The organism is Flavobacterium zhoui, from assembly GCF_042787235.1.
GTDB lineage: Bacteria > Bacteroidota > Bacteroidia > Flavobacteriales > Flavobacteriaceae > Flavobacterium > Flavobacterium zhoui.
In genome coordinates this window covers 657,786-665,728 of sequence record NZ_JBHZPY010000001.1, presented here as the reverse complement: position 1 = coordinate 665,728, position 7,943 = coordinate 657,786, and the positions used below count along the sequence as shown (strand labels likewise).

Below are 7,943 nucleotides of genomic sequence, written 5' to 3'. Positions count from 1 at the left end.
TTTACTATATTTGACATAGATATTGGTTGTTTAGCGACTTCAAGATACTGAATTTCAGTATCTTGACCAATATCTAATCAATTTATTTTGCTTTAAATAATTACACCCAACGGGTTAAATAATTTATGATTTTTTACCCGTAACCATCTCTGGTTTTAATATCACTTTTGTCCATCCATTGTCACGGGCATCAAAATGTTTGTAGGCATCAGGAGCCTCGTCTAATGAAAGTTCATGCGAGACAATTAATGATGGTTTTGCTTTACCCGTAGAAATCAACGTAGAAAGTTGGCGGTTATATGATTTTACATTCGCCTGTCCCGTGGCAATTCGTTGCCCTTTCATCCAAAACTGACCAAAATCAAAATCCATGTGTCCTTCTTTTTGTAACTCTTCTTTTGATTTCGGATCTTTTGGTACAAAGACCCCAACAACTCCGATGCAACCTGTCGCTTTTACGGCTTGGACGAGTTCGTTCATCGTTATATTAGAATGCTCTGTACCATGTTTGTCACAACATTGGTAGCCGACACATTCGCAACCTTTATCGGCACCCATTCCTTTGGTTAGTTCCAGCACTTGTTCCACCGCGGAACCTTTTGAAAAATCAATAGCAATAGCACCTAGTTCTTCAGCAAGCTTTAACCGGTCAGGATGATTATCCACCACCATTATCTTACTGGCACCTTTAATGCTTGCCGAATGTGCTGCCATAAGCCCAACTGGACCTGCGCCATAAATAACTACTGAATCCCCCGGTTGTACACATGCCAATTCAGTGGCATGGTATCCAGTCGGGAAAATATCAGATAACATTACATAATCATTTTCTTTTTCAACAGCGTCTTCCGGTAATTTGTGACAATTAAAATCGCCATGAGGAACGCGCAAATATTCGGCCTGCCCCCCACTGAAAGGGCCCATTCCGGCAAAACCATAAGCAGCACCTGCAAATCCTGGGTTCATTGTAAGACAAAAACCCGTTAAACCATTTTCACAATTGCGGCAATGACCACATCCAATATTGAATGGAAGACAAACCATATCTCCCACTTTAATTTGTGTTACGGCTTTACCCACTTCCACAACTCTACCCATATTTTCATGTCCAAATATCCTTCCGGATTCCATATCCGTTCGACCTTGATACATATGGAGATCAGACCCACAAATATTAGTTGCGGTTATTTTTACCAATACATCCGTCGGTTGCTCAATTATGGCATCCGGCACTTCTGTGACCCTTACATCTAGTGGGCCGTAATAAACAATTGCTTTCATACTATCTATATTTAAATCGTTATACTTACTAGTTTAGGTATTTATTCCTTGTAATTTCAATACATTTTTGGTATTTAATAAAGATTTAAAGTTATAGTTATTTTTTTAATCGCCTACATATCAATTAGTTAATATAGTGTTATAGTTTAAGAATGCGAAAATATGCTTGAAACTAAAATGTTATTTTGTAGCGGTTCCTTTCCTATATAAAAGGACAGTAAAAATGCTACTCTAAAAGCACTTCTAGCGAAGTGATTTCAGGATTTTGTAAGCAATCAGTTATAGAAAATTGTAGTTTCATTGATTTGCGGTCTTCACTAATTTTTGCTTTCGGGTTTGAAACTGACTATATTTTTCTAGAAAAATAATACTTTAAAACATAGTCTTTCGTAATTTTGAATTTAGAAACTTGCGTTTTTTACCCGTCAATCTTATCCTGCTGTTTTTTTAATTCAACTGGATCTGTGATTCTTCCTGTTCTTTTAAAAAGACTTCCGTCAAAAGCATAACTCACACTATAATAATGTTCTTCGGCTGTCAAGGCATAATTATGTTCTAAATCATCCGCATATTCCTGGGTTTTGTATAAATCCGGAACTGCTGAAATTTTATCGAAGTTTTGATTGATTTTTGTTCTAAATTCTTTCTCGTAGGAACTTCTCTTGATATGAACATTTACAGTGGCATATTTTTGAAAAACAGTTTTTTCCGATGCTGGAAGCTTTGAGAATGTCTCCGCATATTTTGTTATAAAATCCTTGAAAATATAAGTTGTATCCTCGAATTTTTCTTCGTTCGAATAATTCTCCTCCGCTAATTGCATGTAACTGTGCTCATCGCGAAGTGATTCAGTTTCTATTTTTCCCGTTCCGTCCTGGTTTAAATGGATGGTTTCTGTGACTTGACAACTTGTTAGGAATACCGTCAAAAATAATATAATGTATTTTTTCATTGGATTTTTTTACGAAATAATTTGAATTCATATATACATGATTTGTACTATTTTTCATGTCGTTATAAAAAATAAAAGAAGTAGCATAGCCCCGATAGCAGCGGCATCCTTTTTTTCTTGTTTTTTTCGAACAAGAAAAAAAGATAGAGCGAATAGCGGGACAAATCGTCTTGAAAAAACGAAATGTTATGCTCCAAAAAACGGTAAACTTTAAACTCTAAACTTTAGAACTTATATAGTATCTTTGCGCTCTTAAAAACAGCATAAAATGGCATTATCCGAACAAGAAATATTACGTAGAGAAGCACTTACCGAATTACGCAATTTAGGCATTGAGCCTTATCCAGCAGCCGAATTTATCACAACCGCTTATTCCAGCGAAATCCTAGCCGATTTCGAGAAGTACGAAGGAAAAGAAGTTGTTTTAGCAGGGCGTTTGATGGGTAAGCGTATCATGGGAAAGGCGTCATTCGCGGAATTGAAAGATGCTGAAGGGCGTATTCAAATCTATGTTTCGAGAGATGATATTTCGACGGATGAGGAGAAAACAATGTACAATGTGGTTTTCAAAAAACTATTGGATATTGGCGATTTTATTGGGATTCGCGGAACGGTTTTCAAAACACAAGTGGGTGAAATCTCAGTGCATGTTAATGGATTGACGGTTTTGGCAAAAGCCTTAAAACCACTTCCTGTTGTAAAAACGGATGCTGACGGAAAAACGCACGATGCTTTTGCTGATCCTGAACAAAGATACCGTCGTCGTTACGTGGATTTGACCGTGAACGATCACGTGAAAGAAACGTTTATCAAGAGAACAAAATTGTTCAATGCGATGCGTTCTTTCTTTAATGACAAAGGATATCTTGAGGTAGAAACGCCTGTTTTGCAACCAATTCCTGGTGGTGCTGCGGCGCGTCCTTTTATCACGCACCACAACTCGCTTGATATGCCTTTGTACATGCGTATTGCGAATGAATTATACTTAAAAAGATTGATTGTTGGTGGTTTTGATGGAGTGTATGAGTTTTCTAAAAACTTCCGTAACGAAGGAATGGACCGAACCCATAACCCAGAGTTTACTGCCATGGAAATATATGTAGCCTACAAAGACTACAACTGGATGATGAAATTCACCGAAAACTTGTTGGAACATTGCGCCATAAGTGTAAACGGAACTTCAGAAGCAACTTTCGGAGAACATACTGTGAACTTCAAAGCGCCTTATGCTAGAGTTACAATGACAGATTCTATTAAACAATTTACTGGTTTTGATATTTCAGGAAAAAGTGAATTGGAATTATTTGATGCAGCAACAGCAATGGGTATTATTGTGGATGCAACCATGGGTAAAGGAAAATTGATTGATGAGATTTTTGGCGCAAAATGCGAAGGGAATTATATTCAGCCAACTTTCATCACGGATTATCCAAAAGAAATGTCTCCGCTTTGTAAACAACACCGTGACAATCCGGAATTAACAGAGCGTTTTGAATTGATGGTTTGCGGTAAAGAAGTAGCGAACGCTTACTCTGAATTGAACGACCCCATTGACCAAAGAGAGCGTTTTGAAGAGCAAATGCGATTGTCTGAAAAAGGAGATGATGAAGCAACCGGAATTATCGATGAGGATTTCCTTAGAGCATTAGAATATGGAATGCCACCAACTTCCGGATTAGGAATTGGAATGGACCGTTTGATGATGTTCCTGACCAATAATGCTTCTATTCAAGAAGTATTGTTGTTCCCTCAAATGCGACCAGAGAAAAAACAAGTTCAAATTGAATTAGAAGATGATGAGAAACTGATTGTTGCAATCTTGAAAACGAATGACAGCAAAATGGATTTCGGATTATTAAAAATCAAATCGGAATTGAGTGGTAAAAAATGGGACAAAGCCATGAAAAACTTATCTTCTTTAGGAATGACTGAAGTGGTTGTTGAAGGAGAAAGCAAAGCATGTCGATTGAAAGAATAATTTATTCTGTGCAATTATATAAAAAAAAGAGCTTCAATCGAAGCTCCTTTTTTATAAATTATATCGTCTACTATAGCAATACTACTTTCTATAATTCCCTTTTGGCAAATAATAAAGCCAGCTGAAACCAATCAAAAACAAAATCAAGGAGGCAATAAATGCGGGAATGAGAATTTCTCTATTATTATCTAAAGCATTATTCAAGGAGGCATACAACAACCAGATCTGAATAGTTACATTTAAGATTAAAATGAATATCAGCGTCGATAAGATATTGTTTAGTTTGTTTGGATTGGCTTTGTTTTGACTTGTTCTAAAATTACTCATAACAATTGAATTTGATTATTCTTGGTTCTTAACTAAACACTTTTTCTTCGGATGCTTTTACGTAAATATCATTGTCTTTGAAAAAAACATCTAGTTTAGGTAAAGCTCTTGGCGGCGGACCTGCAATTACATCGCCAGTCATAGCATCAAACGAACCTTCGTGACAGGGGCAATGGATAATACCAGTTCCTGGTTTGTAAAAAACGGAACAAGAAAGATGCGTACATTTTTGCTCATAAGCCTTGTATTCCCCATTTTCAAGATGAATCAAAATATAAGGAACGGTACTTCCTTCAATTACAAAACCTCGTGTTCCTCCTGTCGGAACTTCGTCTTGCTTGCAAACAAAATGCTCGCCAGCCACTTCTTCTTTAGGCAATAAATAAGCTTTGGCAGCAACCAAACCGCTACCAACCATTAATCCTCCAGAAACTAGCGTTAAGAACTTCGCAAAATCACGACGACTGACTTGTGTGGCTTCTTGTTTTAAAATTGGAAAGTCTTTTTTCCAGTTTTTATCTAAATTATCTTCTTTTGACATGGGTCTATTTTTAATAAATGATCAACTCAGTACTGCCTTTTGGCATCATGATATTCACTTTGGTATTTACAATTTCTTTTCCGAAAACAAAGGTATTCACGGGGGAACTATTCGGACGCATTTCTTCGATTTCTGCTTTTGTACCGTAGAACAACGCACCACTTGGACAAACGGTGGCACACATTGGTTTTTTCCCAACGCTCGTTCTGTCATAACACATCGTACACTTCATCATCAAATCATATTCTTCAATTTTCTTTGGCACACCAAAAGGACAAGCAATAACACAATTCGAACAACCAATACATCTTTCGGTATTGGCAGTATGTACGATTCCGAATTCGTCTTTTGATATCGCATCAGCAGGACAAACACTGGCACAAACAGGATCATCACAGTGCATACACACCTGAACCGTTGTTTGAACCGTTGAAGCACGATCGACATAATTGACATGAATCATAGAGTCCTGACCGTTGGTCTCGCATTCGGCGCAAGCCAACTCACAAGCTTTACAGCCAATGCAACGTTGCATATCTACAAAAAACTCTTCGTTTGTATTAAAACTGGTATAGTTCATATTTTAGCTTTTTTATAGATTAAACGCTGGCATAAGCCTTAGATTCTTTGGATGGTGGAGCGATTTCTTTCAGTGGTTCCAAATGACAGGCGCATACTTTGAATTCCGGTATTTTAGATATCGGATCTAATGTACCGGGTGTCAGTTGATTTGCTGATTTTTTTCCAGACCAATGGTAGGGAATAAAAACAGTATCTTCTCTAATGGTTTCTACTATATTGGCAGGGAAAATTCCTTCCCCTCTTCGGGTAGAAACCTTAATTAATTCTCTTTGTTGAATACCATATTGCTTGGCCAAAGTAGGATGAATCTCTAATAATGGCTCCGGAAACTGATCCACCAATTTACCAATTCTACGCGTTTGGGTTCCGCTTAAATATTGGGAAACAACACGTCCCGTAGTTAAAATCACAGGATAATCCACATCGGTTACTTCACCTGGAAGTTTATAGGGTGCTGGATTAAAATGAGCTTTGCCGTCAGGCGTTTTGAACTTTTTATCTTCCCATAAACGAGGAGTTCCCGGATGATCTTCAGTTGGACATGGCCAAAAAATTCCCATATTGTCTTCTATTCTTTTATAGGTAATTCCGTTATAATCCGCTGTCCCTCCTTTTGAAGCAACACGCAATTCATTAAAAATCGCTTCGCTGGTATCATATGTAAATTTATCTTCTTGACCCAAACGTTTCGCCAATTCCAAGATAATGGAAGTATCGGTTCTGGCATCTCCCGGAGGGGTTACTGCCTGACGAATTCGAATTACTCTACCTTCTGCTGATGTAGTTGTTCCTTCTTCTTCTTCTTGTAAAGAACCCGCCAGAACAATATCGGCATGGCGTGCTGTTTCGTTTAGAAAAAAATCGATACAAACGTAAAACTCCAGTTTTTCTAAGGCTTCTCTAACATAGTTGCTATTTGGCAATGACACTAAAGGATTAAAACAAATAGACAATAGTCCTTTGATTTCGCCTCGATGAATTGCCTCAATAATTTCATATGCCGAAAGTCCTTTTCCAGGCATGTCCTTTTCATCAATTCCCCAAACACCAGCAATGTATTTACGATGTTCTGGGTTTTCGATATCTCGGTTTCCGGGTAACTGGTCGCATTTATGACCGTGCTCTCTTCCTCCCTGACCATTTCCCTGACCGGTAATCGTCCCATATCCACAGTACGGTTTACCAATTCGTCCTGTTGCCAAAACCAAATTAATACAACCCAAAACATTATCTACTCCTTTAGAATGATGTTCAATTCCACGAGCATGAAGTAAGAAACTCGTTTTAGCTTTACCCCACAACTCAGCGGCTTCTTTTATTTTTTCTTTCTTGATTCCCGTGATTTCTTCCGCCCATTCCAGCGTGTAATCTTTCACGGCATCTAATGTTTCTTGAAAACCTGAAGTATGATTATCTATAAAATCATGATCCAGCATGTCGTGATCCACTAGATATTTCAACATCGCTCCGTAAAGAGCCGAATCGGTTCCGGGTTTTACATCCAAATGAACATCGGCTGTTCTGGCAAGCGGTATCATTCTTGGATCGATTACAATTAATTTGGCACCGCGATCTCTTGCTTTCCAAATCCAGTGTGTCAATGTTGGGAAAGTTTCACTAATATTGGCACCAGCCACAATAATCACTTCGGCATATTCTAAATCCGAATAATTATTAGAAGCTCGGTCTAATCCAAATGCCTTTTTGTTACCCGCACCCGCACTTACCATACACAAACGACCGTTATAATCCAGGTTTTTTGTTTTTACAGCTACACGGGCAAATTTACCCATGAGGTAACTTTTTTCGTTGGTCAATGAAACGCCGGAAAGTATTGAAAAAGCATTTTTTCCGTATTTTTCCTGAATGCGCTTAATTTCCGAAACCGTTTTATCCATAGCTTCATCCCAAGAAGTAGACTCAAAACCTTTTCCTTCCACCCTTTTTATAGGTCCCAATAAACGGTCAGGATGGTTATTTTGCAAATAGCGTTGTACTCCTTTTGGACAAAGACGTCCTTCATTAAAAGGAAATTCCATCCATGGTTCAAAACCAACCACTTTATTGCTTTTAACTAACAATTGAATTCCGCATTGCATCCCACAAAAGCAACAATGGGTTTTCACCACATCATCCGGTTCGTCTCTCCCATCAAAGCCCTCTTTTGGACTATAATTAAGATGCGGACCAAAATCTTCAATTATTTTTTCTGCTGAAACAGGTAATTTTGCCATGTTTTTATATTTTCTCTTCTTAGTTTTTTTATGTTTAATATGCTAACT

The 7,943-nt window shown here is 37.8% G+C and carries 7 protein-coding genes; 1 reads left to right on the top strand and 6 read right to left on the bottom strand.

Going from position 1 to position 7,943, the window contains the following annotated elements; all coding sequences use genetic code 11:
- Positions 1 to 123: 123 nt before the first annotated feature.
- Both ACFX5F_RS03025 and ACFX5F_RS03020 read right to left on the bottom strand, forming a co-directional pair.
- Entirely contained in the window at positions 124 to 1,281 is a 1,158-nt protein-coding gene (locus ACFX5F_RS03025; protein WP_379849767.1) for a glutathione-independent formaldehyde dehydrogenase, read from the bottom strand.
- 418 nt (positions 1,282 to 1,699) lie between these two features.
- Positions 1,700 to 2,233 (bottom strand): hypothetical protein, encoded by a 534-nt coding sequence (locus ACFX5F_RS03020; protein WP_379849765.1) that lies wholly within the window; start codon positions 2,231 to 2,233, stop codon positions 1,700 to 1,702.
- A gap of 268 nt (positions 2,234 to 2,501) precedes the next feature.
- Between ACFX5F_RS03020 and lysS the strand changes: the two genes are divergently transcribed.
- Positions 2,502 to 4,211: a lysine--tRNA ligase gene (lysS, locus tag ACFX5F_RS03015; RefSeq protein ID WP_379849763.1), complete on the top strand. Its 1,710-nt coding sequence runs from the start codon at positions 2,502 to 2,504 to the stop codon at positions 4,209 to 4,211.
- 81 nt (positions 4,212 to 4,292) lie between these two features.
- On the opposite strand, the gene ACFX5F_RS03010 is transcribed toward lysS, so the two are convergent.
- From ACFX5F_RS03010 to ACFX5F_RS02995, 4 genes are read right to left on the bottom strand one after another with little or no spacing between them, the layout of a single operon-like run.
- A complete protein-coding gene (locus ACFX5F_RS03010) occupies positions 4,293 to 4,538 on the bottom strand; it encodes a DUF6755 family protein (protein ID WP_165153316.1) in 246 nt (81 codons plus the stop codon).
- Between the two features lie 28 nt (positions 4,539 to 4,566).
- Positions 4,567 to 5,079, bottom strand: a complete 513-nt coding sequence (locus tag ACFX5F_RS03005) for a Rieske (2Fe-2S) protein (RefSeq protein WP_379849761.1) — start codon at positions 5,077 to 5,079, stop codon at positions 4,567 to 4,569.
- A gap of 10 nt (positions 5,080 to 5,089) precedes the next feature.
- Entirely contained in the window at positions 5,090 to 5,659 is a 570-nt protein-coding gene (locus ACFX5F_RS03000; protein WP_248905206.1) for a 4Fe-4S dicluster domain-containing protein, read from the bottom strand.
- Positions 5,660 to 5,678: 19 nt separating this feature from the next.
- Positions 5,679 to 7,895: a molybdopterin oxidoreductase family protein gene (locus ACFX5F_RS02995; RefSeq protein ID WP_379849759.1), complete on the bottom strand. Its 2,217-nt coding sequence runs from the start codon at positions 7,893 to 7,895 to the stop codon at positions 5,679 to 5,681.
- Positions 7,896 to 7,943 lie beyond the last annotated feature (48 nt).

Coding starts and splice junctions, on each gene's coding strand:
- ACFX5F_RS03020 (WP_379849765.1), bottom strand. CDS start 2,233: ATGAAAAAATACATTATATTATTTTTGACGGTATTCCTAACAAGTTGT.
- lysS (WP_379849763.1), top strand. CDS start 2,502: ATGGCATTATCCGAACAAGAAATATTACGTAGAGAAGCACTTACCGAA.
- ACFX5F_RS03005 (WP_379849761.1), bottom strand. CDS start 5,079: ATGTCAAAAGAAGATAATTTAGATAAAAACTGGAAAAAAGACTTTCCA.
- ACFX5F_RS03025 (WP_379849767.1), bottom strand. CDS start 1,281: ATGAAAGCAATTGTTTATTACGGCCCACTAGATGTAAGGGTCACAGAA.
- ACFX5F_RS02995 (WP_379849759.1), bottom strand. CDS start 7,895: ATGGCAAAATTACCTGTTTCAGCAGAAAAAATAATTGAAGATTTTGGT.
- ACFX5F_RS03010 (WP_165153316.1), bottom strand. CDS start 4,538: ATGAGTAATTTTAGAACAAGTCAAAACAAAGCCAATCCAAACAAACTA.
- ACFX5F_RS03000 (WP_248905206.1), bottom strand. CDS start 5,659: ATGAACTATACCAGTTTTAATACAAACGAAGAGTTTTTTGTAGATATG.